Origin of the sequence: Rhizobium sp. R711, from assembly GCF_002211365.1 — a bacterium.
Lineage (GTDB): Bacteria > Pseudomonadota > Alphaproteobacteria > Rhizobiales > Rhizobiaceae > Rhizobium.
The window spans coordinates 722,869-748,838 of the sequence record NZ_LOKZ01000001.1; the positions used below are offsets into that span (position 1 = coordinate 722,869).

General features: G+C 60.9%; 27 protein-coding genes and 1 pseudogene. 9 read left to right on the forward strand and 19 right to left on the reverse strand.

Features of this window, described 5'->3' with window-relative positions; translation table 11 throughout:
• The first annotated feature begins 54 nt into the window (after nt 1-54).
• A complete protein-coding gene (locus ATY80_RS03440; protein ID WP_088691055.1) occupies nt 55-1,164 on the forward strand; it encodes an endonuclease/exonuclease/phosphatase family protein in 1,110 nt (369 codons plus the stop codon).
• A 77-nt stretch (nt 1,165-1,241) separates the two neighbouring features.
• Here ATY80_RS03440 and ATY80_RS03445 read toward each other — a convergent pair whose 3' ends face one another.
• Entirely contained in the window at nt 1,242-1,724 is a 483-nt protein-coding gene (locus ATY80_RS03445) for a MarR family transcriptional regulator (RefSeq protein WP_088691056.1), read from the reverse strand.
• 100 nt (nt 1,725-1,824) lie between these two features.
• Between ATY80_RS03445 and ATY80_RS03450 the strand changes: the two genes are divergently transcribed.
• Nucleotides 1,825-2,733, forward strand: coding sequence for an EamA family transporter (locus ATY80_RS03450; protein WP_088691480.1), 909 nt, complete (start codon nt 1,825-1,827; stop codon nt 2,731-2,733).
• On the opposite strand, the gene ATY80_RS03455 is transcribed toward ATY80_RS03450, so the two are convergent.
• Together ATY80_RS03455 and ATY80_RS03460 are read right to left on the reverse strand one after the other, a co-directional pair.
• Nucleotides 2,681-3,934 (reverse strand): aminopeptidase, encoded by a 1,254-nt coding sequence (locus ATY80_RS03455; protein ID WP_088691057.1) that lies wholly within the window; start codon nt 3,932-3,934, stop codon nt 2,681-2,683. The genes ATY80_RS03450 and ATY80_RS03455 overlap by 53 nt on opposite strands.
• Nucleotides 3,935-4,052: 118 nt before the next feature.
• Nucleotides 4,053-4,769, reverse strand: coding sequence for a glutathione S-transferase family protein (locus tag ATY80_RS03460; protein ID WP_088691058.1), 717 nt, complete (start codon nt 4,767-4,769; stop codon nt 4,053-4,055).
• A gap of 77 nt (nt 4,770-4,846) precedes the next feature.
• Here ATY80_RS03460 and ATY80_RS03465 point away from each other — a divergent pair, with 77 nt between their 5' ends.
• The gene (locus ATY80_RS03465) at nt 4,847-5,296 is read left to right on the forward strand and encodes a MarR family winged helix-turn-helix transcriptional regulator (RefSeq protein ID WP_088691059.1); all 450 of its coding nucleotides are present in this window, start codon (nt 4,847-4,849) and stop codon (nt 5,294-5,296) included.
• 2 nt (nt 5,297-5,298) lie between these two features.
• Here the strand turns inward: ATY80_RS03465 and ybaK are convergent, their stop codons facing one another.
• The 4 genes from ybaK to ATY80_RS29390 all read right to left on the reverse strand — a co-directional run bounded on the left by ybaK (nt 5,299) and on the right by ATY80_RS29390 (nt 7,724).
• Nucleotides 5,299-5,772 (reverse strand): Cys-tRNA(Pro) deacylase, encoded by a 474-nt coding sequence (gene ybaK, locus ATY80_RS03470; protein WP_088691060.1) that lies wholly within the window; start codon nt 5,770-5,772, stop codon nt 5,299-5,301.
• A gap of 3 nt (nt 5,773-5,775) precedes the next feature.
• Nucleotides 5,776-6,126 carry an ArsC family reductase gene (locus tag ATY80_RS03475; protein WP_088691061.1) on the reverse strand — a complete coding sequence of 117 codons (351 nt, stop codon included), beginning with the start codon at nt 6,124-6,126 and terminating at the stop codon, nt 5,776-5,778.
• Complete coding sequence (locus ATY80_RS03480; protein WP_088691062.1) at nt 6,127-7,182, reverse strand: succinylglutamate desuccinylase/aspartoacylase family protein; 1,056 nt, start codon at nt 7,180-7,182, stop codon at nt 6,127-6,129.
• Between the two features lie 179 nt (nt 7,183-7,361).
• The gene (locus ATY80_RS29390; RefSeq protein WP_245306744.1) at nt 7,362-7,724 is read right to left on the reverse strand and encodes a hypothetical protein; all 363 of its coding nucleotides are present in this window, start codon (nt 7,722-7,724) and stop codon (nt 7,362-7,364) included.
• Nucleotides 7,725-8,066: 342 nt separating this feature from the next.
• Between ATY80_RS29390 and ATY80_RS03490 the strand changes: the two genes are divergently transcribed.
• Nucleotides 8,067-8,627, forward strand: coding sequence for a methylated-DNA--[protein]-cysteine S-methyltransferase (locus ATY80_RS03490; RefSeq protein ID WP_088691063.1), 561 nt, complete (start codon nt 8,067-8,069; stop codon nt 8,625-8,627).
• A gap of 38 nt (nt 8,628-8,665) precedes the next feature.
• On the opposite strand, the gene ATY80_RS03495 is transcribed toward ATY80_RS03490, so the two are convergent.
• Nucleotides 8,666-8,956 (reverse strand): LysR substrate-binding domain-containing protein, encoded by a 291-nt coding sequence (locus ATY80_RS03495; RefSeq protein WP_210190809.1) that lies wholly within the window; start codon nt 8,954-8,956, stop codon nt 8,666-8,668.
• Between the two features lie 360 nt (nt 8,957-9,316).
• Here ATY80_RS03495 and ATY80_RS03500 point away from each other — a divergent pair, with 360 nt between their 5' ends.
• Together ATY80_RS03500 and ATY80_RS03505 are read left to right on the forward strand one after the other, a co-directional pair.
• The gene (locus ATY80_RS03500; RefSeq protein WP_088691065.1) at nt 9,317-9,652 is read left to right on the forward strand and encodes a helix-turn-helix transcriptional regulator; all 336 of its coding nucleotides are present in this window, start codon (nt 9,317-9,319) and stop codon (nt 9,650-9,652) included.
• Nucleotides 9,645-10,892: a HipA domain-containing protein gene (locus ATY80_RS03505; protein WP_088691066.1), complete on the forward strand. Its 1,248-nt coding sequence runs from the start codon at nt 9,645-9,647 to the stop codon at nt 10,890-10,892. The genes ATY80_RS03500 and ATY80_RS03505 overlap by 8 nt, the downstream gene beginning before the upstream one ends.
• A gap of 582 nt (nt 10,893-11,474) precedes the next feature.
• Here ATY80_RS03505 and ATY80_RS29395 read toward each other — a convergent pair.
• From ATY80_RS29395 to ATY80_RS03530, 4 genes and pseudogenes are all read right to left on the reverse strand, one after another.
• Nucleotides 11,475-11,804: pseudogene (locus ATY80_RS29395) on the reverse strand (integrase); the annotation flags it as partial.
• 146 nt (nt 11,805-11,950) lie between these two features.
• Complete coding sequence (guaA, locus tag ATY80_RS03520; RefSeq protein WP_088691067.1) at nt 11,951-13,513, reverse strand: glutamine-hydrolyzing GMP synthase; 1,563 nt, start codon at nt 13,511-13,513, stop codon at nt 11,951-11,953.
• A 93-nt stretch (nt 13,514-13,606) separates the two neighbouring features.
• Nucleotides 13,607-14,245: a 5'-methylthioadenosine/S-adenosylhomocysteine nucleosidase gene (locus tag ATY80_RS03525; RefSeq protein ID WP_088691068.1), complete on the reverse strand. Its 639-nt coding sequence runs from the start codon at nt 14,243-14,245 to the stop codon at nt 13,607-13,609.
• The gene (locus tag ATY80_RS03530) at nt 14,242-14,691 is read right to left on the reverse strand and encodes a PaaI family thioesterase (protein WP_088691069.1); all 450 of its coding nucleotides are present in this window, start codon (nt 14,689-14,691) and stop codon (nt 14,242-14,244) included. The genes ATY80_RS03525 and ATY80_RS03530 overlap by 4 nt, the downstream gene beginning before the upstream one ends.
• A 247-nt stretch (nt 14,692-14,938) precedes the next feature.
• On the opposite strand from ATY80_RS03530, the gene ATY80_RS03535 reads away from it, so the two are divergent.
• Both ATY80_RS03535 and ATY80_RS03540 read left to right on the forward strand, forming a co-directional pair.
• On the forward strand, nt 14,939-16,000 hold the full coding sequence (locus ATY80_RS03535; protein ID WP_088691070.1) for a GH25 family lysozyme: 1,062 nt from the start codon (nt 14,939-14,941) through the stop codon (nt 15,998-16,000).
• A 44-nt stretch (nt 16,001-16,044) separates the two neighbouring features.
• Nucleotides 16,045-16,620 (forward strand): dienelactone hydrolase family protein, encoded by a 576-nt coding sequence (locus tag ATY80_RS03540; RefSeq protein WP_088691071.1) that lies wholly within the window; start codon nt 16,045-16,047, stop codon nt 16,618-16,620.
• 32 nt (nt 16,621-16,652) lie between these two features.
• On the opposite strand, the gene ATY80_RS03545 is transcribed toward ATY80_RS03540, so the two are convergent.
• The 7 genes from ATY80_RS03545 to ATY80_RS03575 form a co-directional block, all read right to left on the reverse strand.
• Complete coding sequence (locus tag ATY80_RS03545; protein ID WP_088691072.1) at nt 16,653-17,105, reverse strand: TspO/MBR family protein; 453 nt, start codon at nt 17,103-17,105, stop codon at nt 16,653-16,655.
• 61 nt (nt 17,106-17,166) lie between these two features.
• A complete protein-coding gene (locus tag ATY80_RS03550) occupies nt 17,167-18,255 on the reverse strand; it encodes a DUF1513 domain-containing protein (protein ID WP_088691073.1) in 1,089 nt (362 codons plus the stop codon).
• 4 nt (nt 18,256-18,259) lie between these two features.
• Nucleotides 18,260-19,354, reverse strand: coding sequence for an imelysin family protein (locus ATY80_RS03555; RefSeq protein ID WP_088691074.1), 1,095 nt, complete (start codon nt 19,352-19,354; stop codon nt 18,260-18,262).
• Entirely contained in the window at nt 19,354-20,892 is a 1,539-nt protein-coding gene (locus ATY80_RS03560; RefSeq protein ID WP_088691075.1) for a di-heme oxidoredictase family protein, read from the reverse strand. Before ATY80_RS03560 ends, ATY80_RS03555 begins: the two co-directional genes overlap by 1 nt.
• Nucleotides 20,893-20,938: 46 nt before the next feature.
• The gene (locus ATY80_RS03565) at nt 20,939-22,219 is read right to left on the reverse strand and encodes an imelysin family protein (protein WP_088691076.1); all 1,281 of its coding nucleotides are present in this window, start codon (nt 22,217-22,219) and stop codon (nt 20,939-20,941) included.
• 128 nt (nt 22,220-22,347) lie between these two features.
• The gene (locus ATY80_RS03570) at nt 22,348-23,637 is read right to left on the reverse strand and encodes an RsmB/NOP family class I SAM-dependent RNA methyltransferase (protein ID WP_088691077.1); all 1,290 of its coding nucleotides are present in this window, start codon (nt 23,635-23,637) and stop codon (nt 22,348-22,350) included.
• A 153-nt stretch (nt 23,638-23,790) separates the two neighbouring features.
• Nucleotides 23,791-24,153, reverse strand: coding sequence for a septal ring lytic transglycosylase RlpA family protein (locus tag ATY80_RS03575; protein WP_088691078.1), 363 nt, complete (start codon nt 24,151-24,153; stop codon nt 23,791-23,793).
• Nucleotides 24,154-24,755: 602 nt separating this feature from the next.
• Between ATY80_RS03575 and ATY80_RS03580 the strand changes: the two genes are divergently transcribed.
• The gene (locus ATY80_RS03580) at nt 24,756-25,970 is read left to right on the forward strand and encodes an MFS transporter (protein ID WP_088691079.1); all 1,215 of its coding nucleotides are present in this window, start codon (nt 24,756-24,758) and stop codon (nt 25,968-25,970) included.

The window sequence follows — 25,970 nt, forward strand, 5'->3', positions numbered from 1 at the left end:
TCATTGAAATGCAACATATGCGTGTCATTCTGCTCTTGAACGGGAGGGAAAGACATGAGGCTTGCATCGTTCAACGTCGAAAACCTGTTCGACCGCGCAAAGGCGATGAATTTGGATACGTGGGCGGACGGCCGGGCTGTTCTTGACCGCTTTGCCGAGTTGGAGAAGCTGCTGGGTCAGGTGACCTACAGCGACGCCGACAAAGCGCGCATGGCGACGCTCATTGTCGAACTTGGCATGGAGAGGAGCGATACTGGCCCCTTTGTCATCCTTCGCCGTAATCGGGGCAGTCTTTTGAAGCGGCCAACGGCCGGCGGTGTGGTCATCACTGCCAATGGCCGCATTGATTGGGTGGGATCGTTGGAATTGCGTGACGAGCCGATCAACGAGATCGCCATGCAAAACACCGCGCGTGTCATGAGCGATCTCAAGGCCGACATTCTCGGCATCGTCGAAGTCGAGAGCCGGCCGGTCCTGACGGCCTTCAACACGCAGGTACTGCCGGCCGTTGGTGGCAACCCGTTCACGCAGGTCATGGTGATCGACGGCAATGACGAGCGCGGTATCGATGTCGGGCTGATGACGCAAAAGGGTTTCGCGCTCGACATTATGCGCAGCCATGTCGACGATAGGGACGCGGCAGGCAACCCGATCTTCTCGCGCGATTGCCCCGAATATTACGTGACAACGCCCGAGGGAACGACACTGCTTGTCATGGTCAACCACTTCAAGAGCAAGGGTTTCGGCAGCGCCCAGTCCTCCGACGCGCGCCGGCATTCGCAAGCGCAACGGGCGCGAGAGATCTATGAGAAGCGTATTGCCGAAGGATTGGATCACATCGCGCTGATCGGCGACTTGAACGATACGCCGGACAGCGCTCCTCTGGCGCCGCTGAAGGACAGCACGCTCCGGGATGCCTTTACGCATCCGGCGTTCGACGATGGCGGCTTTCCCGGTACTTTCGGGCTTGGCAACGTCGGAAACAAGATCGACTATCTTTTCCTGTCGCCGAACCTTTTCGAGAAGGTTGAGCGCGGCGGCGTTTTCCGCAAAGGCGCCTGGCCTGGAAGTCGACCAAAACGCTGGGAGACCTATCCGGAACTGACCGAGCCGAAACACGCGGCATCGGATCATGCGGCCATCTGGGTCGACCTGAACATTTGAGGCCAAAGACCGGAAGGCCGTTGTCTTCCGCGCCGATGGCTAAGGGCCGACGCCGGTGATGGGCGCGACAGGCCCGGCTACTCGAATGTCGCCAGAAACTTGCGCAGCAGGGTGTCGAGCTGCGCCTTCTCCTCCACGCTGAAGCTCTGCGTCAACCGCTGCTGATTGGCGACGTGGGCTCCGACGGCAGTTTCCACGGCGGCAAGTCCCGCTTCAGTCAGGGCGATGAGGACGCTTCGCCGATCGTCGGGATTGAGTACGCGCTCGACCAGCCCGGCTTTCTCCAGTTGGTCGATCCGATTGGTCATGGTGCCGGAACTGACCATCGTCATCGAGAGCAGATCGCCAGGTGAGAGCCGGTACGGCGCGCCTGAGCGCCTGAGGGTCGCCAGCACATCGAAGGACGAGGAGGAAAGCCCCTGCTGCTGCAGCACCTGGTCCACCTCGCGGGCGAGATGCGTCGTCAGCCGTTTCAGCCGGCCCATGATGCCCATCGCCTCGGTATCGAGGTCGGGACGCTCCTTTTTCCATTGCGCAAGTATCTTGTCGACGCGATCCATCGGCCAGCCCGTTCTTCTGAGGAGACTGTTATCACGGCATATCTTGACGTCAAGATAAATGGCGCTACACTGCATTTATCTTGATATAAAGATTCTTGAGATGAAGAAAACTGGAACGCCGCTTTCCGATGTGCTGATCACGGCGCTGGCGCCGACGATCTGGGGCAGCACCTATGTCGTCACTACCTCCTTGCTTCCGCACGGATATCCGCTGACGGTCGCCTTCCTGCGCGCTTTGCCGGCCGGGCTCCTGCTGCTTGCAATCGTCCGGCAACTGCCGCACGGGATCTGGTGGCTGCGCGCATTCCTGCTCGGCAGCCTCAACTTCTCGTTCTTCTGGGCAATGCTGTTCGTGTCGGCCTATCGCCTGCCGGGCGGTGTCGCCGCGACCATTGGGGCCATTCAACCGCTCATCGTCATCCTGCTATCGCGGATCTTCCTCGGCAGGCCGATCCACGCTATTGCGGTTGGGGCCGGCATGGTCGGTATGACAGGTGTGGCGCTTCTCGTGCTCACGCCCAATGCGGCGCTCGACCCGATCGGTGTTGTCGCCGGCATCGCCGGTGCGGTCTCGATGGCGTTCGGTACGGTACTGACGCGACGTTGGGTCCCGCCGGTATCGAACCTTGCCTTTACCGCGTGGCAGCTCACGGCCGGCGGCATCCTGCTCGCGCCCGTCGCCTTCTTCTTCGAACCCGCACTGCCGGTGCCGACCACAGCCAATGTGCTCGGCATGGCCTATCTTGGCCTGATCGGCGCTGCCATCACCTATCTGCTGTGGTTTCGGGGGCTCGCGCGGATCGAGCCGTCCGCTGCGGCCTCATTGGGTTTCTTAAGCCCGGTGACGGCCACCCTTCTCGGTTGGCTGGCTCTGGGACAAAGCCTGACGTCCGCGCAGCTCTTCGGCTTTGCGATGGTGCTGGCAAGCGTCTGGCTCAGCCAGCGAACGATGACCGTCAGGCCCACTCGCCCTGACGCATCACCGCAACGCGCGACCGGTCCGGCCTGATGCCGTCGATATCGACCTGGCCCGAGCCGATCATCCAGTCAATGTGGATCAGGCTCGAGTTGCCGCCCTGGGCCTTGATCTGCTCCTGCGTCAGGTTCGCGCCATTGACGAAGCATTTCGAATAGCATTGGCCGAGCGCGATGTGGCACGAGGCGTTTTCGTCGAACAATGTGTTGTAGAAGAGAATGCCGCTGGCCGAGATCGGCGAGGAATGCGGCACGAGCGCCACTTCGCCGAGACGCCGCGCCCCTTCGTCGGTGTCCAGCACCTTGTTCAGAACTTCCTCGCCACGCGAAGCCTTTGCCTCGACGATCCGGCCGCCTTCGAAGCGAACCCGGATATTGTCGATCAGCGTGCCCTGATGAGACAGTGGCTTGGTGCTCGAAACGTGGCCCTCGACCCGCAGCGCATGCGGCGTCGTGAAGACTTCCTCGGTTGGAATGTTCGGGTTGCAGGTAATGCCGTTCTTGGCGGTCGATGAGCCGCCGTGCCACTCGTGGCCGTCCGCAAGGCCAACCGTCAGATCGGTGCCGGGGCCGGTGAAATGCAGCGAGGCGAAGCGTTCGCCATTCAGCCAGTTCGAGCGCTTGGCAAGGTTGGCATTGTGCTCGACCCAGGCAGCGATCGGGTCTTCGACATCGACGCGTGATGCCGCAAAGATCGCCTTGGCGAGCTTGGCAACCGCGATGGCCTCCGGATCGTCAGGAAAGACCAGCGCCGCCCAGGACGGATTGGGATAGGAGACGATGTTCCAGTTGATGTCGAAATTCGAGATCTTCTCCAATGCCGGCTTGTAGGCGGCAGAGTTCGCCCGGTTGGCACGGCCAACCTTGGCCGGATCCTGCTCCGAAAGTAGCATCGGATTGTCGCCTGCAACGGCGAGGCGGGCAGTGCCGCTCGCGTAGGCTTTGGCCATGCCGGCGTAGAGCCAGTCGGAAGCGCGATCGAAGCTCTGATCGTTGCCGTATCGGTAGCGCGCGAGCGTCGACTCCTCGTCGGAATAGAATGCCGTCACCAATCCAGCACCTGCCATATAGGCATGCTTGGTGATCAGGCGGACGAGAGGCAGGGCGACGACGGGGGCCGTGATTACGAGATCCTGGCCCGTCTGCAACTGAAGCCCGACCTTGACGGCCACTTCCGCCAATTTCTCAAGCTTTACGGGGTCCACGGAGGTTTGGCTTTGCGGCATGAAGTTCATGATCGGTCACTCCTTGAACGAAACGTATTGGCCGGTAGACTTAGACCCCTTTGCGGCGAAATTGAAGCTTGCTTGTCGGCCGATGGCAGCTCTTTGCCGCCATCGGCCTTCGCCGGGATCAGGCCGCCGAGGCGGACGGTTGCTGCAACAGCACCGCGTCGTGGCGCTTCAGGAAGGCCATCAGCCGGTCGGCATAGTCGGGTTCGACCGCGGCCTTCACGCTTGGTCTATCGGACAATGCTGTCCGCCAGGCCTGGACGCGGGGCAGGCCGGCAAAGATGCCGCTATCACCGATGGCGTCGAAGACGTCGAAGTAGCGAAAGATCGGCGCAAACACCGAATCAACCAGGCTGAAGTCCTCGCCCGCGAAGTAGGGGCCGTTTTTCAGTTCCGTTTCGATGGTCGCAAACTTTGATGCGAGCACCTGCCGCTTCGCCTCCAACTGCCCGCGATCCTGTGTCGTTTCGTAGACCCAGAGATCGGACAGGATTGAAGAGCCGAACTCCATCCAGCCGCGATGGCGCGCGCGTGTGAGCGGGTCGGCCGGATGAAGGCGGCGGCCGTCCTGCGTCTCTTCCAAATACTCACAGATCACGCTGCTTTCGAAGAGCACATCTAGATTACCGTTGCCGTCGCGAATGCAAAGCAGAGGCACTTTGCCGAGAGGCGAGATCTCCAGAAACCAGCGCGGTTTGTCGGCGAGATCAATATTCACGCGCTCGAACGGCACTCCCTTCTCCGCGAGCACGATCGCGGCGCGCTGTACGTAGGGGCAAAGATGGTGGCTGACGAGCAGCAGAGCCGAGCCGGATTCTTTAGGTAGTAGATGATCCATCGTGGCAATCTCCATTGTAGATGCAATTGCATGTAATAGCCATTGCGCCAAGATTCAAGATAGATGTAAATGCATGTATGAATGAAAAGACGAACAATGCGACGCCCTCCGATACGGTGGTCGATGCTTGGATCGGGCTGATGCGGGCTCAGCAGCGGCTACTCGGTCAGATCGAAGCAGATCTCAAATCGGCTGGACTGCCGCCGCTCGGCTGGTACGACGTGCTCTGGGAACTCGTGCGATCGCCGCAGGGCAGATTACGGCCCTTCGAGATCGAAGAGCGAACGCTGCTTGCCCAGTATAATCTTTCGCGACTGATCGACCGCCTCGAGAAGGCGGGGCTGGTGCAGCGACAGACCTTCGATCAGGACGGGCGTGGGCAGTGGGTGGTCGTCACCGAGGAGGGGCGGGCGCTGCAGAAGCGCATGTGGACGGTCTATGCCAAGGCCATCGAGGATAACTTTGGCGCCAAGCTGAGCGAGGCCGATGCCGCGACGCTGACCTCTTTGCTGGCACGCTTCAGCTGACTTCAGGCAATGAGGGGCGCCGCTGCAGCCTTCAGTGTCTTCAGCGCGTCCTTCGGGTCAAGCCGAACCTGCAGCCCGCGTTGCCCGCCGTTGATATAGACCTGCGCCTCGGCAAGCGCCCCCTCTTCGATTGCCGTTGGGACGAGCTTCTTTTGTCCGAACGGGCTGATGCCGCCGACGTGATAGCCGGTCAGGCGCTCGGCATCGGCAGGCTTCATCATGTTGGCCGACTTTCCGCCGAAGGCGCTTGCGAGCTTCTTCATGCTGACCTCGCGATCGGACGGCACGACAACACAGACGGGCTTGCCGTCGACCTCCGCCATCAGCGTCTTCAACACGCGATGAGGCTCCTCGCCAAGCGCTTCCGCAGCTTGCAGGCCGACGCGCTCCGCATTCGGGTCGTAGTCGTAGGTATGGACCGTGAAGGCAATCCCGGCCTTGCTCAGAACCTGTGTGGCGCGCGTGGTTTTGGACATGGATCAGGCCTTGAAGAAGCTGCCGTAGGTCTCGGGCTTGAAGCCGATGAGCAACTTGCCGTCTGCCTCGACAACCGGCCGCTTGATCATCGATGGCTGCTCCAGCATCAACGCGATCGCCTTGCCCTCGTCGAGATTTTCGCGCTCGGCCTCAGGCAGCTTGCGAAAGGTCGTGCCGGCCCGGTTGAGCACCGTTTCCCACCCGGCTTCCTTCGTCCAGGCCCGCAGGTGCGCGCGATCGATCCCGACAGCCTTGTAGTCATGGAACCGGTAGGCGACGTCATGTTCTTCCAGCCAGCTGCGGGCCTTCTTCATGGTATCGCAGTTCTTGATGCCGTAGATGGTGACGGTCACTTAGTTCTCCAGCGTTCCGGGTTTGCGCGTCGCCTTGCTGGCGGTCTTGCAAGCAATCTTCATCATGTCGGCGCCGCGGCGAACGAGCCGCTGAGAGCTGCGCATCACGATCAGGCCAGCCTGCGGCGCGCGAATCTCGATGCAGCCGTCAGCCATGCCGGGGCGGGTGATCAACGTGGCAAGCACATCGCCTTCGCCAACCCATTCGCCGATGTTGCGATGGAAGAGAACCGTGCCGGCCTCCGGCGCACGGACCATCTCGATATTGTCGAGCGGCACGGCGGGACCATCGAAGGCGGGCAGCGAGATGGCGGCGTCGATTGCGCCGCGGCTCGCCAGGAATTTCCACAATCCGTCGGCATCCTTTTTCGCCATCTCAGGATAGACATCACGGCGGCCGCGAAGCTCGACGGTTACGGACAGCTTACCTGGCAGGCGCGATTGCTTCTCCGGCGTCTCGTATTTCCAGGCAAAGCCGACGGCCTCCTCGAAGGCGGAACTCTCGCCATCGGACAGAAGTACGGCCCCCATTGCCATCGCTGATGCGAGATCGGCCGCCTCCGGCCAGAATGCCTCGTCGATATAGGCATATTCGAGCGATTCATCATCGCAATGCAGATCGATCACAAGATCGCAGCCGAGCGCCATATGCAGCAGCTGGCGCTTCAGTTTGTCGACGGCCGAAAGGCGCTCGAGGTCCTCAAGCAGCCCGTCGCGATCCTTCACCGAGATCAGCGGAAATTCCCGGTTGAAATTGGTGCGCGATCCAAGATCGAAACGGCCCTGAAGCTCGCCAAAATGAGACTGTGCGGCTCCGATCGGATTGGCATGCGGGACGACGATGATGTCGCTCTTGATCTGGCCGGCACTTTCCGACTGCCGCAGTTTCTCGCACAGGAAATGGACCAATGCCGTACCCGGCAGCTCGTTGGCGTGCAGGGCCGCCTGAATGTAGACTTTCGGTGCCTTCGGGTCGCTGCCCTTGAAACGAAGAACCGGCAAACGCCACTCGATGCCCGCCGTGTCGCCGGCAATAACGATCTCGGACGTGTTCATGTCGGTCTCCGCTCTCATGCCTTGTCGCAGGAGCTTTAAGCGACTTCGATAGGCTGAGGCAAGGTGTTATCCGCGCGCATGAAGCGGCCAGCGCCCGAGTTCTTGGTAGCTAGCTTGACCCCGGCGATTGTGCAGCAGAACGAATTCGCGCGCAGCCATCACGACCGGCTTCTGCAGGGCTATCCGCGGCACCACGTCCTTGTCGTAGAGCAGGGTGGCATGAGGTTGAAGTTCGGGTTCAAATTGGCGTCTGCGCCCAATCGCTGCATCTCGATCGCGATCTGCACATGCAGCTGCCGCAACAGCTCCCGCCCGCCATTGCCGGCAAGCCCGATCGCGTTGTTTTGCGGCTGCAGGAAGGTGATGACATGGTCGAAGGCCAGCTCGAATTGACATGCCTCGATGGCCGTTCCAGCCCGGCGTGCCGCCGCAATCATCGCATCCGGAATGCGGGCGCTCTTGCCGACACAATAGAGCGAGACGTGGGACGACCGCCGGCGGCCGTAGCGATGCGAGGGGAAGGTAATCCTGCTTGCAGCCACTGTTGGATCGCCACGCATTCGTCGAGCGACTGTGCGTCCGGCAGTATCGCAAAGAAAAGACTCTCCCTGTCGAAGCGCGATGGCTGTTGGCGCGTCTTCGGCGCAGCGAAATCGAAAGATGCCTGCAAGCTCTCGCGCATGATCGGTTCCTGGGCAACGGCCCGTTCCTCATTCGTCATGGAAGACCTGGATCGTAACATTTGATCTTGAAACGACAAGAACAAAAAGAGAACATAACTTCGAGTGATCGATACGACAAAGCTTGCCCTGCGCAAGAAACGGGTTGAATTCAGGCTGTCGCGGCACGATCTTCGGAGTGACCCAGCAGGGAGGCAATGACCCATGCCACAGGCAATGCACTATCTGATTTTCAAAACGGCCGGCGGCTTCTGCGGCATCGCCTGGAGTGATGTCGGCATCACGCGGTTTCAGCTGCCGACGTCGAGTGCAGAGGCAACCGAACGGCTGCTTCTGCGCCGCATTCCGGGTGCTGAGCCCGCGACGCCGCCGTCTGCCGTCGCCGAGGCTGTCGTGGCCGTGAAGCGCTATTTCAGCGGAGAGCCCACGGATTTCTCGACCGTGAAGGTCGACCTTGCTGGTCAAGATGCGTTCTTCAAGCAAGTCTATGACGCCGCACGCCAGATCGGCTGGGGTAAAACGACCACCTATGGTGCTCTTGCAAAGCAGCTTGGCGCAGGTCCCGAGGCCGCCCGCGACGTCGGTCAGGCGATGGCGAAAAATCCCGTTGCGCTGATCATCCCCTGCCATCGTGTTCTGGCGGCCGGAAACAAGATCGGGGGCTTCTCCGCTCCAGGCGGATCATCGTCCAAGCAGAGGATGCTTGAACTCGAAGGTGTGAGCCTGGCACCGCCGAAGCCTAGCCAGCAGTCGCTCGATTTCTGATCGAAATTGCCGGACAATCTCGATCTCAAACAGGGCCGTCATTCGCTCCCCAGAGCACCGCAGGCCTCAAAGAGGATCGATCGCACCCAGCGGTGGCCCGGATCACGATGCGTGCGCTCGTGCCACACGGCGAGCTTGGTAAAGCCAGGGAAATCGACTGGAGGTTCAAACGCAACGAGGCCGTCGCCGCCCGACACCAGCCGGCGGGGAACGACGGCGATCAGATCGGTTCTACGCAGCACCTCGGTGAGCGCCATGAAGCTATTGACCGAAAGCACGGCTCGGCGCTCTCTTCCGACCTTCGTCAGAGCGTCGTCGGTCACGCCCACTCGATTGTTTCCTAGAATACTAACCATTTGAATTCGCTAGGAAAAATATTTTTCGCCCAAAGCTATACCGTTGGGGACACCGACAAAATGCGGCGCTTATGAAATCATTGGCTTTTTTTGGCCATATGCGGTTCCGCCATCTATCGCCGACGACGGAACCGCGATGCGCAAACTGCTCATTCCGTGCGCCTCGCCGCTTCTACGCCACTGTACTCTGGCCGGCATTCGCGCCTTTTAGAGCTATACCGTCATAGGTGTTTTTTCCAATCGGGCGACGAACCAATCGGCCCAAATCCTCCTATGGAACAATTGTAAGCTTCGTGCTACACATTCCTCCAATATGTAGTGCGAAGGTGGCAAATGCCGACACCTCACAATCCTCCCGCCGCGGTGCGGCGCGCGTTGCGCAAGCTTGGCGCGGACATCCACGACGCCCGTCGGCGTCGGCGGCTGCCGATGTCCGTCGTGGCCGAGCGAGCCTTCACGTCGCGTTCGACCCTCCAGAAGATCGAGGCCGGCGATACCAACGTCAGCATCGGCATCTATGCCGGCGTCCTTCAGGCGCTCGGTCTCCTCGAAGGATTGAGCCAGATCGCCGACATCAGCAACGACAGCGTTGGCCAAGCGCTGGCCAGCGCTGAATTGCCGAAACACGCCCACCCCAAGCGGCCGTCCGGAGCGTCGCGCGATGGCTGATTTCGAGGTTCATCTCGACCTTCACGGCCACACGCGCCCGATCGGGCTGGCGCGGAGCAGCCGCGTCCGTGGCACCGAGACCATCATGTTCGAATATGATCGCGCCTGGCTTGAGGACCCGGATCGCTTCTCGCTGGAGCCGGCTCTGGCCCTGACACGCGGCGCCTTCGCGCCACCCGCTGGTCTCGCCACCTTCGGCTCCATCGGTGATTCCGCGCCCGACACCTGGGGCCGCCGCCTCATGCAACGTTCGGAGCGGCGCAGCGCCGACCGCGATGGACGCGCCGTGCGTACCCTGGTCGAAAGCGACTATCTGCTCGGTGTCGCCGACGAAACCCGACTTGGCGCGCTTCGCTTCCGCTGGGTCGACGAAGAACAATTCCAAGCGCCGATCCGCGCCGGTGTGCCCGCCCTGATCGAACTCGGCCGACTGCTCCAGATCACCGAACGCATCCTGCGCGATGAGGAAACTGACGAGGACCTCCAACTCATCTTCGCGCCCGGTTCGTCGCTTGGCGGAGCACGACCTAAGGCATCGGTCGTCGACCAGCATGGTCATCTCTCGATCGCCAAATTCCCGAAGGAGACCGACGACTACAGCATGGAGACATGGGAGGAGATCGCCCTGCGACTGGCCGGCCAGGCCGGCATCGCCACGCCGCTCCACGAACTGATCGATGTCGCCGGCAAGAAGGTCATGCTGTCCCGACGCTTCGACCGCGATGGCGCGGTCCGAATTCCCTTCCTGTCGGCGATGGCGATGATGGGCGCCAAGGATGGTGAGCGCGGCAGCTATCCCGAGATCGTCGACGCTCTGGCCGAGCATGGCGCGCATGGAAAGACCGATGCCCACGCCCTTTATCGCCGTGTGGTTTTCAATGTGCTGATCTCCAATGTCGACGATCATCTGCGCAATCACGGCTTCCTCTGGTTCGGCAAGGCCGGATGGTCGCTGTCCCCCGCCTATGACCTCAATCCGGTGCCGACCGATATCAAGGCGCGAGTGCTGACGACCAACATCGATCTCGATGAGGGCACCTGCTCGCTCGACCTCTTGGAGGAGGCCTCAGAGTTCTTCGCCCTGACGCTGGCGCAGGCTCGCACGGTCATCAAGGATGTGGCGACCGTGACCGCAACGTGGCGCGAGACCGCAAAGGCGGCCGGCGCACGCTCGACCGAGATCAACCGCATGGCCAGCGCCTTCGAGCATGAGGATTTAACGCGAGCGCTGGCCCTATGACGAGAACCTTCCTTCACACATTCGATCCACCGTCCGCCAGCCCCGTCAACGCTGCCACCGTCGACCTGGACGTGGCGGATATCGAGGACGCTGGCATTCGCGAGGTGCTTCAGACGCCGGGCGCCGCCTATGGCGCATGGTCTATTCTCGACGCGCTCCTGACGCCAACCGGCGTGGGCACTCCCTTCATTTTCCGTGAACCGCTCGGCCAGGCGCGCGAGATGAAGGTTGCCCTGTCGGGTCTCTTCGGGCGCTTCGTCGCCCCGTGCCTATCTCGAGCGCTACTTCAACCTTTCGATCTTCGCGCATCTGGGCAGCCAGACGATCGATCTGGACCGCCGGCGGAAGGTCAAGATCAAGCGGCTGCCGCGCGGCGACCTGCCCGATTGGATCGCCAGCGCTTCCGATCTGTCCTCACTGACAGTCACCGAAGCCAAGGACGCAGCTCCGGTAGGAGAAGTGGATAAAACAGCAGCCATGGGCGGGCTGGTCGGCGGGATCGTCACCCGCGCCGGTCCGGTGACGGACACGGACGTCACGCCCGGCGATCAGGAGTCGCTTGCGCGCCTCAATCTGCGGCCGGTGTACATTGTGCGCCTTGGATCGCTTCATACGCTCTTTGGGTATCGACCAGACTGCGTTCTCGAGATCAATCTCGTCCCATGTCGCATCCTCCGGGTCGCTCTTCCTAACCATCGTCAGAAGAAACAGCTTCATTCCCAGCCGTATTGTCGGCAGCGTCGGAACATGCTCAAGCTGCCCGAGCATGACACGTATCTCCGAGGGGGAAAGTGATCGGTCCTTGGGTACGAAGGTCGCGATTGATGCAGGTCCAACCTCGTCCGCGGGGTTTGCGATCTTCTCGCCATGAAGGATCGCAAAAGCAAAAATCAGCGTCACGATATCCCGAACAAGTTAGCCCATACCGTCCCCTATACCGTCAAGTGCGAGGCTTGCCCCTCGATAGATCGCGATAGATGCCGGAGCATTTTCGACTACATATCAATGATTTATGTAGTGCCGTGGCGTACAATGGGATACTGTCGGATAGGTAAAAATCATTCCCACTCGATCGTGCCGGGCGGCTTTGACGTCACATCATAGACGACGCGGTTGATGCCACGTACCTCGTTGATAATGCGGGTCGCGGCGCGGCCGAGGAATTCCATGTCGTAGTGGTAGAAATCGGCGGTCATGCCGTCGACCGAGGTCACGGCGCGGAGCGCACAGACGAATTCGTAGGTGCGGCCGTCGCCCATGACGCCGACAGTCTGGACCGGCAGCAGCACGGCGAACGCCTGCCAGATCGCGTCGTAGAGGCCGGCCTTGCGGATTTCGTCGAGATAGATGGCGTCGGCTTCGCGCAGAATCTCCAGCTTTTCGCGGGTGATACCGCCCGGGCAGCGGATCGCGAGACCCGGGCCGGGGAAGGGGTGGCGGCCGATGAATGAGTCGGGCAGGCCGAGTTCCTTGCCGAGCACGCGCACTTCGTCCTTGAAGAGCTCGCGCAGCGGCTCGACGAGCTGCATGTTCATGCGCTCCGGCAGGCCACCGACATTGTGGTGCGACTTGATCGTCACCGACGGGCCGCCGGTGAAGGAAACGCTTTCGATCACATCGGGATAAAGCGTGCCCTGGCCGAGGAAGTCGGCGCCGCCGAGCTTCTTCGCCTCTTCCTCGAAGGTCTCGATGAAGAGGCGACCGATGATTTTGCGCTTCGTCTCGGGATCGGAAACTCCTTCGAGCTCGCCGATGAACTTGTCGGAAGCGTCGACGTGGATCAGATGCAGGTTATAGTGTTCGCGGAACATGGCGACGACGCTGGCCGCCTCGTCCTTGCGCATCAGGCCATGATCGACGAGCACGCAGGTTAGCTTGTCGCCGATGGCCTCGTGGATCAGCAACGCCGCAACGGAGCTATCGACGCCACCCGAGAGGGCACAGAGGACACGCTTGTCGCCGACCTGCTCGCGGATCGCTTCGACCGCCTTCTGGCGGTAGGCCGACATCGACCAGTCGCCCTTGATACCGGCGATGTTGTGAATGAAGTTGGCGATCAGCTTGGCACCATCAGGCGTATGCACGACTTCAGGATGGAACTGCACGCCGTAATATTTGCGCTTCTCATCGGCGATGAAGGCATAAGGCGCGTTCGGCGAAGTCGCGACGACCTTGAAGCCTTCAGGCAGTGCCGTGACGCGGTCGCCGTGGCTCATCCAGACTTGGTGGCGCGAGCCCTTCGACCACAGGCCTTCGAACAGTTCGCTATCTTCATCGACTTCGAGGAAGGCGCGGCCGAATTCGCGGTGGTGGCCGCTCTCGACCTTGCCGCCGAGCTGCATGCAAATCGTCTGCTGGCCGTAGCAGATGCCGAAGACGGGCAGGCCGCTGTCGAAGATGATCTGGGGTGCGCGGGGCGATCCTTCATCGACCGTCGAGGCCGGGCTGCCGGACAGGATCACTGCCTTCGGTTGCAGGCGCTTGAAGCCTTCTTCGGCGGACTGGAAAGGAACGATCTCGCAGTAGACACCCGTTTCGCGCACGCGGCGTGCGATCAGCTGGGTTACCTGGCTGCCGAAATCGACGATGAGTACGCTGTCTGGATGTGCTGTCTGGGTCATGGCGAGCCTTTAATGAAAAGCACCCGGTCTTGCAATGTACGAAATCCTCCGCTGGAGGATTTTATTGTGCTGATTGTCCCTGTTTGGCAGGGGTTAGAACCAGAATACGCCGTCCTCCAGCGCCGTAAACAGGCTGTCGACGGCATAAGACAGCTTGCGGTCGATGACGTGCAGGTATTCCGTCCAACCGGAAATGTGCTGCAGTTCCTCCGCGCCGTCGGAGATCCCGCGCAGGCCGATCAGCGGCAGCTTGTAGGCCTGGCAGGTGCGCAAGATTGCGAAGGTCTCCATATCGACCATGTCGGCGGCGATACCGTTATAGGCCTGCCCGGACACGACATTGCCGCCGGTGGAAAGGCTCGCCTCCGGAATGCCGGGGATTCTGAGCGGCAGATCGACGATGGCGGGCAGCTCAAGGAATGGCGTGCGTCCCTTCTCGAAACCCAGTGGCGATGCATCCATATCGCGATAGGATACCGACGTGGCCTGATAGACTTCGGTCTGTTCGAGCTTTGCCGAGCCGGCCGAGCCGAGCGACACGACGAGATCAGGCAACTCGCCGGCCTGCTCCAATCGCGCCAGCGCGCGGGTGAGAACGATGGCCGCCTCGACCGGACCGACGCCGGTCATCAGCGGCTCGAAGCGAGAGCGCAGGAACGGGCCGTACTCGGCCTCTGCCGCCATCACGAAGAGAATGGACTTGCCGGCGACCGACTTCAGCTCAAACCTCATCCCGAAATGCCCTCTCTGCCACGGATGATCATCATGGTGCTTGTCATGGAAGCAATCAGTTTCGCCGGTCCGTCGCCGATCGCGTAGCCGCGCCCGTCCGCGACGATGATGTTCGATCCTGGCTTGGTGATCTCGCCTCGAAAGAGGAAACGGTCGCCACGGCCCGGCGACAGCAGATTGACCTTGAATTCGATTGTCAGAATGGAGGCCTCGGCATCGATGACGCTATAGGCGGCGAAGCCGCAGGCAGAATCGAGGGCGGCGGAAATCACGCCAGCATGCAGAATTCCGTGCTGCTGGGTGAGCTTGACGTCGAACGGCAGTTCGATCTCGACCATCGCCCGCTCGACGCGGGTCAATTCGGCCCCCAGGGTATGCAGCGCCGCCTGGCGGGCAAAATTCTGGCGGATTCGCTCGTGGAAATCGCCGCTGTCGTTGTCAGTCATCGTCGCGCCTTTCTTGCGAGCGCGAAAGTGGCATGGTGCGCCGCGTCAGACAAGCGGTTCGCGGAAATCAGTTGAAAGAGCGCTCTCGCGTTGCCGCTAATGGCTGTCGTTTGCCGGCGCTGTGCCAGCGCCGGGCGTAAAGATTGGATTCAGTCTTTTTTGGTAAATCTCCGTTAGCCATTGCTTTTCGATGGGTCCCCGGCGGCAGCGAATCTGTCGTCGATAGTTGTTTTGCGTGCGGGTTCTTATGCGTCTATCGGCTACGCCAGCTTTCTTCCTTGCTTGCCTCGCGTTGTCGGGCTGCACGTCCGGTTTGGGACCGGACAGCCTCGTTGCAGGAGTGCCATCGCGGGAGACGACCAGCTCGGTAGCGCGCCCAAGCGCGCCCGTGCCGGCAACGGCTGTGCCGTCGGCCGATGTCGCGGAGACGCCAGCGCCAGCCGCGCCGCGATCGGAGGAATTGGCCTGGGCCGGCCCGGTGCCTCAGCCGCAGGCCATCACGCCGCAGCCCGGAGTGGCCGCTGCGCCGATGCCTTTGGAAAGGCCGGCTGCTTCAGTGACGCCGGCGGTATTGGCGCCAGCAGAACCTGAAATCGACGAGGAGCCGCCGACCCGTTCGCGGATCTACAATCATCGCTTCCGCGACGTCAAACCGATCAATTTTGGCTCCTCGTCGCCCAGAAAGCTCGCCGTGCACGGCGTCGATGTTTCGCGCTGGCAGGGCGACATCGACTGGCAGAAACTCAGAACGCAGGGCGCGAACTTCGTCTACATCAAGGCGACCGACGGCGGCGACCATCTGGATCCGATGTTCCGGAAGAACTGGCGCGACGCCAAGCAGGCCGGGATAAAACGCGGTGCCTATCACTTTTTCTATTGGTGCCGCACGGCGGGCGAACAGGCGGACTGGTTCATCCGCAACGTTCCCCGGGAAGCCGGGGCCTTGCCACCGGTCATCGACGTCGAATGGAACGGCGAGTCCAGCTGCAAGCGGCGGGTCTCGCCCGAGAAGGTTCGCGAGAAGATGCAGGTCTTCATGGACAAGCTTGAGCAGCACTATGGTCAGCGACCGATCATTTACACGGCGCCTGATTTCTACCGTGACAATCTGAAGGGCGCCTTCCTGAACTATCCTTTCTGGCTGCGTTCGGTTGCGGCGCACCCGTCGAAGGTTTATCCCGGACGCCGGTGGGTATTCTGGCAGTATTCGGGCTCCGGCATCTCGCATGGCGTCGATGGACGGATCGACCTGAATGTCTTCCACGGCAGCGAAGACGACTGGCACGACTGGGTCGCCAGATCAAACTGAGACGCTGCCGGTCCTGCCCGCAAGAGACAATCGGGAGGTCCGCCATGGCAGAAGTTGTGCTGTTTCACCACGCGCTTGGATTGACGCAAGGCGTTATCGCCCTTGCAGAAGACCTGCGGGCCGCAGGGCACGTTATCCATGCGCCTGACTTGTTTGCCGGCCGGGTGTTCGACACTTTGGACCAGGGCGTGCAGCATGCTCAGGAGATTGGGTTCGGCGAGATTATCCAACGCGGAGCCCGCGCCGTGGATGGGCTTGCAAGTGAGCTCGTTTATGTCGGTCTTTCCCTGGGAGTCCTCCCGGCACAGTATTTGGCTCAGACACGCGCCGGCGCGCGGGGGGCGGTCTTTCTTCATGCTTGCCTGCCGCGTTCGGAGTTTGGCTCGGCCTGGCCGGAGGACCTGCCTGCCCAGATCCATGCAATGGACGCTGACCCGTTCTTCGTTGAAGACGGTGATATCGAGGCGGCGAAGGCGCTGCTTGCCGAGTCGGCTGACGTCCGGCTCTTCCTCTATCCCGGCGATGCGCACCTCTTTTCCGACCGGTCGCTCGCGGCTTTTGATCCAGCCGCGGCAGCCGTTCTTGAACGGCGATTGCTCGACTTTCTCGCCAATAGATAGCGGTTCGACCCGTCGCGGTATTAGGCTGCCCCTCAGTTCAAATAGACGATCGAGGCATTGAGCAAGGTCGCGAAGCCGACCCAGGCTGCATAAGGCACGAAAAGCAGTGCGGCGGTGCGATCCGAATTCCAGCGGTTTGCAGCAAAGGCGAGGATCAGTGCCAGCAAGAGGACGATGACGACCAGCGAGGCCGACAACATCCGCAAGCCGAAGAAGAACGGTGACCATAAAAAATTGAAGACCATCTGCCAGGCCCAGATGAGCATGCCGACCGAGAGGTGCCCACGCAACCACGTTCGCCCGCCCGCGATACCAATCAAAACGTAGAGGGCAAGCCAGACAGGTCCGAATATCCAATCAGGCGGATTGAACGGCGGCTTGGCGAGAGATTGGTACCATTCCGTCGGCAGATTGTTGACGCCGATGGCGAGCCCCCCGCCCAGCGTGACGGCGATGAAGACGACGTAGGTCAGGGCTTTGCTCATCCGCTGGAGATAGGGCGGCGGCCCCCTCCAACCAGATCGCTAGCGATCTTTTGCGCACAATTCAGATGGCCGCAATGCGGACGATATGCTGGTCCCAGGCAACGTCGCTCCGCGTCGACAAAAATTCGCCTTCATAGGACGACACGGCAAAGCCGGACTTGGCTGCAGCAATCCCTGCAGCGTCAGGCACGATCTCTTCGCGGAGCACTCGGCCGGTCCTCGCGTCGATCGTCACGGAGGCTCCGCCCTTGGGCGAGGTGACGCCGACCAATCCTTCGGCTCGCTTGATCGCGATCGCGCCGACATAGTTGGCAAGCCGACGTGTCGTCTCTTCCGGCAGATCGACGAAGCGCAGGTCTTCTCCTTTCGCAAAGGAGCCGACGAGCGGCGGCAGATCGTTGCGGTGCCCCTCATATTGGCAGGCAAACCAGATGCGGCCGCTCGCATCGACATCGACATGTCGGGTGGAGAGTTGCGCCCACTGCGATGGCAGGGAGTGCTTTTCGATTAGACTTCCCGTGGCCGCATCGATCAATGTCAGCGACGGCTGCATGCTGGATAGATTGAGTTTGATGCGGCCGAAATCCGGATGCGTTTCAATGCCGCCATTTGCAACGATCAGCATGCGTCCGTCGTCGGATACCGTCATGTCATGCGGACCCACACCATAGGTCTCGAATTCGCCGATGCGCTCAAAACGGCTCGTCGCGTCGTAAAGGCCGATCACGCCGCGATTGGCGTCGAAGGCGTTCTCGCTGGCATAGAGGAGGCGGCCGTCCGGCGAAAAGGCGCCATGGCCATAGAAGTGGCGTCCCTCGGCGGCGGCAATGGTGATGGGCTCGTTCTTGCCGCGAGGGTCGAAGATCATTGCATAGGTGCCGGGGCGACGAGCAAATGCGACCGTTCTTCCGGTCTTTTGACTGAAGGCCATGCCATGCGCTCGTGCCGGAAGCGCGACTTGGTCGATGATTTCGCCGCGCTCCGAGATCGTGGCAATGGCATAGGTTGCGTTTGCCGTTCGCATACCAGATGCATAGACAGCATCCGCCCGCTCCAATGCCATAAGCACTCGCGGCTGAAGCGTGGCCAGGAAGGTCAGCCCGGCGGCCTTCACGAAACTGCGCCGGTCGATCGCCGAACTATTCCACATGGCTTCAATCGCCGTCCGAGAAGGAGAAGCCGGCCGACAGGCCGATCGCCGAGCCGTAGTCATCGCTGATCTTGGTGATCAGCTCACGCGTGCTGACAAGAAGTGCATCGAGTTTTTCTTTCTCGGCGGCGCTTGTCGCGGCTTCGATATCCGGGTTGAGCCTCGGCACCGTTTCCAGCAGCGACTTGAAGCTGGCATCGATCGCGTCGGCGACCGGTTTCTTGTCGGCAGGCAGAAGTTCAGCCATGCCGGCTTTTTGCCAGAGTGTCCGCAATCCCTCCAGGTTCGCCGCCATCGACTTCCAGGTGTTCTTCGAGCGCCAGTAGATCGCCATGTGCGGACGCGGCGTGGTGTCCTTGCCCTTGTAGAACTGCTCGAGCCGCTGATCGCGGACGGTCTCCGCGCCGTGGACGAGGATCCCAAGCAACGCGGTCACCGCCTCCTTGTTGTCCATAAAGTCGGCGCTCTGCGGGCCGGGGTGTTTCCAGCTTGCCTGCACGCCGTCAGGCTTTTCCCAAGCCGCGACGACCTCGCCGGCCTCGCGCTGGATATTGCCCGCGACCGCCGCGCCATAGAGGCACCGGAAGCTGTTCTTCTGCGTGGTCAGATTTTCGGCGCCGGTGCCATAGAGCACGTATTCAAGCGCGGTTAGTCCCTGCAGCGCCACGCTCTTTCCGGCAATCGCGTCGACCGTCGTGTCCTTGGGATCGGCCTTGGCGATCAAGGCCTGAACCTGCTTCAGACCGACACCCTTGCGATCGGGATAAAACAGGATGTGCTCGAAAAGATTGTCCTGGATAACCGGCCCAGTCTGAACGATTTCGATGACCGACCAATAGCGGACCGTGTCATCGAAAGCCGACCTCGCCTTGTCGAGCTTCTGCTGGGTCGCGTCGTCGCAGAGGTCCTTCATCGCCGTCGTCAGGCGCGCGGCCGATTGCTGGGCATTGCGATAGCCGGGGCGTATCACCTCATCGACTGCCCGCTGCATCACCGCTGATACCGCCTCCTCGTTCAAGCCGGCTTGCGGTGCAGGGGTCTGTGCGGCAGCGGAGGTGGCAAGGGCAAGGGAAAGAAGAAGAGGTTGCCAAAGGCGCATCAAAGGGACTCCAGGAATGTAATCAGTGCCTGCCGGTCATCCTTCGGCAGGGATGCGAAAGCGTCACGCGCCTTTTGGGCCTCGCCGCCATGCCAGAGAATCGCTTCGGTGAGATTTCTGGCGCGGCCGTCGTGGAGGAAAAAGCTGTGCCCGCTGACAGTCTGGGTCAGACCTATACCCCATAGCGGCGGCGTGCGCCATTCACCTCCGTTCGCGCTGCCGACTTGTTGTCCATCCGCAAGACCCTCGCCCATGTCGTGCAGCAGGAAGTCGGAATAGGGCCAGATCAGCTGGAAGGATTGGGCCTTGTCGGCGCTGTCGCGGCGCGTGACGAACTTCGGCACGTGGCAGGAAATGCAGCCGCCTTCATAGAAGATCTTCTTCCCCTGCAGGGTTTCCGGGAAACTTGCCTTTCGCCGGGCAGGGACGGCGAGGTTGGCGGAATAGAAGGTAACGAGGTCGAGGATCGGCCCGGGCGCCTCCTCCTTGCCAAGCCGTTTCTGCACGCCCGTCGGCATCTCCCGGCACGTGGATTCGGCCTTTGTGCAATCGCCATAGGGGTCGGGTCGGTCCGGCGTCGAAATACCGATATCGCTGGAGAAGGCATCCGCGCTCTGGTCGCGCACGCTTGCATTCTGCGCCTTCCAGCCGAAGCGACCGAGGGCAATCTTGCCGGTGCGGTGGTCGCGCACGATCGCCGCCTTGCCGTGGATGCCGTTCCCGTTCGTATCTTCCGGATCGGCGTGAGCCAGGATGTCCGCCTCGGGAATTGCCTCGATCAGGCCGAGCCCGATCATCGCGGGCGCAACACGCGGCGAGATCGTTGTTTCCGGGTCGAGCGGCCCATAGCCGAGGTCGGTCACCTCGTATGTCGGGCGGCGCAGCGAGACCGTCTCGCCGTCGCCAAGCGCCACAGGCTTCTCGATGTAGCGGATCGCCATCTTGCCTTCGGAGGGAAGGCCCGGAACCGCAAGATCCTGCAACTGGTGGCCATATACCGGGTCTGGGAAGTTGATGATCTCAGCGTTGGCGATCGCATGCTTCTCGTCAGGCGTTGTCGCCCGGCGCGCGAGGCGCAGGAACATCGAGGTGGCGCTGATGCCGCCTTCCGGCGGCTTCCCGCGACCGTCATTCAAGTGGCAGCTCATGCAGGAACGGGCATTGAAGAGCGGCCCCAGGCCATCCGAGGCCTGTGTCGAGGACGGAGCGGAGACCCAAAGCTTCTTGAAGAGCGCATTTCCGAGCCGGAAGGGCTGCTCTTCCTCAAACGGGATCGTCGCCGAGATATGCGAAAAGGAGTCTTCGGTGACCGGATCGATGGACGTCGCACCACCGGCCTGCATCGCTTCGTATTGCTCGGCCTTGGAAAAATCGGTGGTCGGTCGCGTCACATCGGCGACGCGTCTCATATCCGCGTCGGAAAGGTCGGTTCGCTGTGTCGGAAGATCGAAACCGGAGGCCAGAGCGACAGAAAATCCGGCAATCGCGGCGCAGAATGCTGCGCTACTGAGAAGACGACGAACCGGTCTGGGAGGCATGCTGGAGTTCGGGCCGCTCGTTGAACGAAGCGGCCCGCCTTTTCACTTATTGGAAGACCGCGCTAGGATTATCCAAGCTGTCGGAACCTTCAAGCTTCACCGTGCCGAGATCGAGTGCGGCAATAACACGCTGTACGGTCTTGGTCTGGTCGATGAGGCCATCGATGGCAGCCTGAACGACGGCGTTGCCCTTCTTGTTGCCTTCGCCGATCATCTGGTCGTACTTCTCGACGTTCTGACCGCGCTTCGCCATGACTTGCATCGCGTCGAGCGTCTTCTTCAGCTTCGCCTGCATTTCCTTGTCGAGCTTCTTGTCCTTGGCTGCGACGAGATCATGCAGCGACGGACCCGTCATCTTCGTGCCGTCGACGCGGGTGTAATCGCCGGTATAAGCGGCAGCGATGCCGATCGCGTCGTTGAGGTGCGAGTTGTAGGTGTTGTCGGAGAAGCAATCATGCTCTTCTTCCGGATCGTGCAGCAGCAGGCCGAGCTTCATGCGTTCGCCGGCCAGTTCGCCGTAGGAGAGCGAGCCCATGCCGGTCAGGATGGCAACGAGACCGGCCTTCGAATCGGCTTGGACGTGCTTGGTGGCTTCGCCGTCCGGAGCCCAGTTGTTGGTCATTTCCTGAAGGTCGGACACCAGCAGCGTCGAAGCGGACTTCAGATACTCCGAACGGCGATCGCAATTGCCGTGCGTGCAATTCTTGAGATCATAGTCGGTGGCGGGACGATTGCCGGCACCGGGACCGGTACCGTTCAGATCCTGGCCCCAGAGCAGGAATTCGATGGCATGGTAGCCCGTCGCGACGTTGGCTTCGACACCGCCGGCTTCGGCCAGCGTACCGGACAGGAATTCGGGCGTCAGCTTGGATGCGTCAACATCCTTGCCGTCGATCTTGATCGTCTTGTTGGCGATGACATTGGCGACGTAGAGCGAGTTTTCGTCGCTCTCGGTGCCGTAGGACGGATCGACGTAATCGATCAGGCCTTCGTCGAGCGGCCAGGCGTTGACCTTGCCTTCCCAGTCGTCGACGATCTGGTTGCCGAAGCGGTAAACTTCCGTCTGCTGGTAAGGCACGCGTGCCTTGATCCAGGCAGCGCGAGCAGCTTTCAGCGTTTCATCGGTCGGGTTCTTGAGCAGGGCGTCGATGGCTGCGTCGAGGGCCTTTGCCGTCGTCAGCGAGTCTTCGTACTTGGCATGCGCAACGTCGGTGTAATGCTTGACGACTGCAGCAGCGTCCGGTGCCGCGTAGGCGGGAATGGCGAGCAGAGCGTCTGGGGCCACCGCCAGCGCCACGGCTGCGCAGAAATTCTTGTTGAGTTTCATGATCCTCTCCAGTGCGGAACTCCGTCTGAGGTCCGGCGAAAATCTCTTCGCGCAAAAGTAAACTGGTGTCAAACGCTCTAGTTTGGAATGATTTTAAGAGTACTCGCCGCCGTTACCTGAGCGAATGCTCAGCCCTTCCTCTGCATGCGACAGAAGAAGAAACCGTCCGTATCGGTGGAAGCGGGTGTCAGCGTGATCGTCTTGCCGTCGGAGGAGCGCGGGCGTGGGCTGCCCTTTCCGAAGAGACCATCCCAGGCAGGCAAGGCGCTGACGATCTCGTAATCGCCATTCTCGGTGGTGAAGCGCCGGACCTGCTCCTCGTTTTCCTGTGGCAGCACCGAGCAGGTGACATAGATCAGCTCCCCGCCCGGCCGTACAAAGGCGCTCGCCTGCTTTAGGGCATCCTGCTGCTGGGCGGTGCGCTCGTCGAGATTCTTTGCGGTCAGCCGCCATTTTGTATCGGGCCGCCGCCGCCAGGTGCCGGTTCCCGTGCAAGGCGCGTCGACGAGCACCTTGTCACAGCGGTCGCTCAGGCCCTTCAACGCCTTGGCGTCGTCATGGACCTGCACATTGCGGGTTCCGGCACGCTTCAAGCGTTCGATGATCGGCGCGAGACGTTTGCGATCCGCGTCGTAGGCGTGGACCTGGCCCTTGTTGTGCATGGCCGCGGACATGGCGAGCGTCTTGCCGCCCCCGCCGGCGCAATAGTCAAGCACCTGTTCGCCGTCCTTGGGGAGCACCAGATCGGCAACGATCTGCGATCCCTCGTCCTGCACTTCGAACCAGCCTTTTTGGAACGAAAGCTCGGCTGTCACGTTTGGGAGCCGCGAGGCTCCTTCGCCGGCGGGAATCCGGATCCCGTATCGCGCGATCGCAGCCTCTTTTGCGCCGGCTCTTTCGAGCGCCCTGACCGTCTTGTCGCGGGTGGCCTTGAGGATGTTGGCGCGCAGATCAAGCGTCGGACGCCCTGCGAGAGCCTGTGCCTCGGCAAGCCAGCTGTCGCCGAAGGCACTTTCGAAGGAGGACTGGACCCATTCAGGGATATCGCCCTGAATATGAGCTGGAGCGTCGGTCAAGCGACGGCTGTTGCAAGCTAAGAGTTGCGCTTCTGAAAGTGGGGTAGGTGCGAACTTGTCGTCCGCGAGCTCCGCCGCAAGCGTTTCCGGTGTGAAGCCCCACTGCCGGAACATGACGGCGTAAGCGATGGAGGAGGCACTGTCGTCGTCCATCAGCCAGGCGTGGGACAGGCGCATGCGAAGTGCATCGTAGACGATGTTGCCGATCGCGGCGCGGTCGCCGGACCCGGCAAACCGATGGGCGAGGCCCCAGTCCTTCAATGCATCGGCAACAGGCCGTCTGCGGGCATCGATATCTGCAAGAACCGAAATCGCCCCTTCAAGCCGTCCGCCCAACCGCATTCAAACAGCTCCTATCGCCTGGATCAAAATACCGGGCTTGTGAACAATCCGCAGGAAGCGCGACAGACGCAGCGGATGGTACACAAGTCTAGACCGCGTCGTAAACGCGATTGGCGGCAAGAGCAAGCGACCCATTCGAGTGCGGGAGAACGCTTAGCCTATGACTTCGTAGCAGACCTTTGCCGTGCCGGTGCTGACCATACCAATGTTCTGGGCGGCAGCGCGGGAGAGATCGAGCACGCGACCGCGAATGAACGGGCCACGATCGTTGACGCGAACGACGACACTGCGGCCGTTGTTGCGGTTGGTAACTTTCAGCTTCGTGCCAAATGCCAGTGAACGATGTGCTGCAGTATTGATGGCGGGGTTCATACGTTCCCCGGAAGCGGTTTTGGAGCGAAGTGCGTACCATGAAGCACCACCACAACCATTTGCAGCAAATCCTTCAACGGGAAGGATGGTAGAACAGGCTGCAATAGTTGTTGCGGCGACAATAGAACGGCAGATTTTCTTCAAAACGGATTGTCCCTCAACTGTTGAACTCGCGCCTTGTGGGCGGTGGGAGGGTTGAATCCGGCCAAGTGTGGCGAAAAAGTGCCCCCAATTATCACGGAATATTACAGAGCGTAACATTTGTGATGGCTAGATGCGCGGCAGGGCGCCGTTGAAAATCAAGGAAATGGGAAAAAAGATAATGAAATCAAGTAAAATTCGAACGTTTTTTGCAAGACCGTATCCACGCAACTCAAGATCACAAAATTAACGAAAATAATTTTGCGTGATTGCCATAATTACTGCCCCATTTGAGCAAATTCAGGGGCTGTTAACCATAAACCAGTGCTGAATTTTGTGCGGCAAGCGAGCGAGGTAGAATTTTTCTGCCTTTTACCGATTTGTCCATGACGGGATTTAGCAACCGAAGGACGCAAATTTTGCAACCTGCTCCCGCTTGGCAAGCCGGGCTCCGATGCGCAAAGTGATACCGACCGCCCCTACATCAGATAAAAATCCGCAGGCCCTGTCGAAAACGACAGACCTCAGGCGTCTTTACCTTGCAAGGCCGCAACGCGCTAGCTGCGATGCGCCTCGTTTAGTTTTGGCAGGGAGGCTGCGAAGTTATGAGCATACCCTATCGTTGGATTATTGTTGCCGCCGGCGCATTGATGACTTGCGTTGCGCTTGGCGCGATGTTCTCGCTGGCGATTTTCCAGGAGCCCATCGCAATCGAAACCGGTTGGTCGCACGCGGGCATCGCGAGTGCGATGACACTGAATTTTATTGTCATGGGGATTGGTGGTTTCCTTTGGGGCACCGCAAGCGATCGCTTCGGTCCGCGCATTGTCGTTTTGATCGGCGCTGGCGGCCTTGGCCTGGCGCTTGTCTTGGCAAGCCGCGCGGAGTCGCTCCTGCAATTTCAGTTGACTTACGGCATTCTGGTCGGACTTGCCGCCAGCACCTTTTTTGCACCGATGATCGCGACGACGACCGGCTGGTTCGAGCAGAACCGCAGCCTTGCCGTCTCGCTGGTGTCGGCCGGCATGGGTGTCGCGCCGATGACGATCTCGCCCTTCGCACGCTGGCTGATTTCCGCCTATGATTGGCGAACCGCCATGCTGCTGATTGGCGTCACCGCCTGGGTGCTACTGATACCGGCAGCCTTGCTCGTTCGCCGTCCGCCGGCGGAAGCAGGCGCCGCCGCCGCCCTCATATCGAACGGCGAGCAACCCAAGCTCTCGCAGGTGTTCCGCTCACCGCAATTCATTGTGCTCGGGCTGACATTCGCCGCCTGTTGTGCGGCGCATTCAGGCCCGATCTTTCACATGGTCAGCTATGCCACTATCTGCGGCATTGCACCGATGGCTGCCGTCAGCATCTACAGCGTCGAGGGGCTCGCGGGGCTGGGCGGACGGCTACTCTATGGCGGGCTTGCAGACAGGATCGGCGTGAAGCCCGTGCTTGTGGCCGGCCTGCTTGTCCAGGCGATTGCGCTGGCAACATACCTCTTCGTCAGCCGGCTCGGTGAATTTTATGTTATGGCAATCATCTTCGGGAGCGCCTATGGCGGCATCATGCCGCTCTATGCTGTGCTTGCGCGGGAATATTTCGGCCCTCGCATCATCGGTACAGTGTTCGGCGCTGCGACCATGCTCTCCAGCCTTGGCATGGCATTCGGTCCGCTGATCGGCGGCTGGATCTTCGACACGTTCCACAATTACTCGTGGCTCTTCATCGGATCCGCGCTGGTTGGGCTCGGAGCGGCGGCGATCGCGCTGGCGTTCCCACCGCTCTCACGGGCAAAGACGACCGAACCGGCTCTCAGCGCCTCGGCCTGA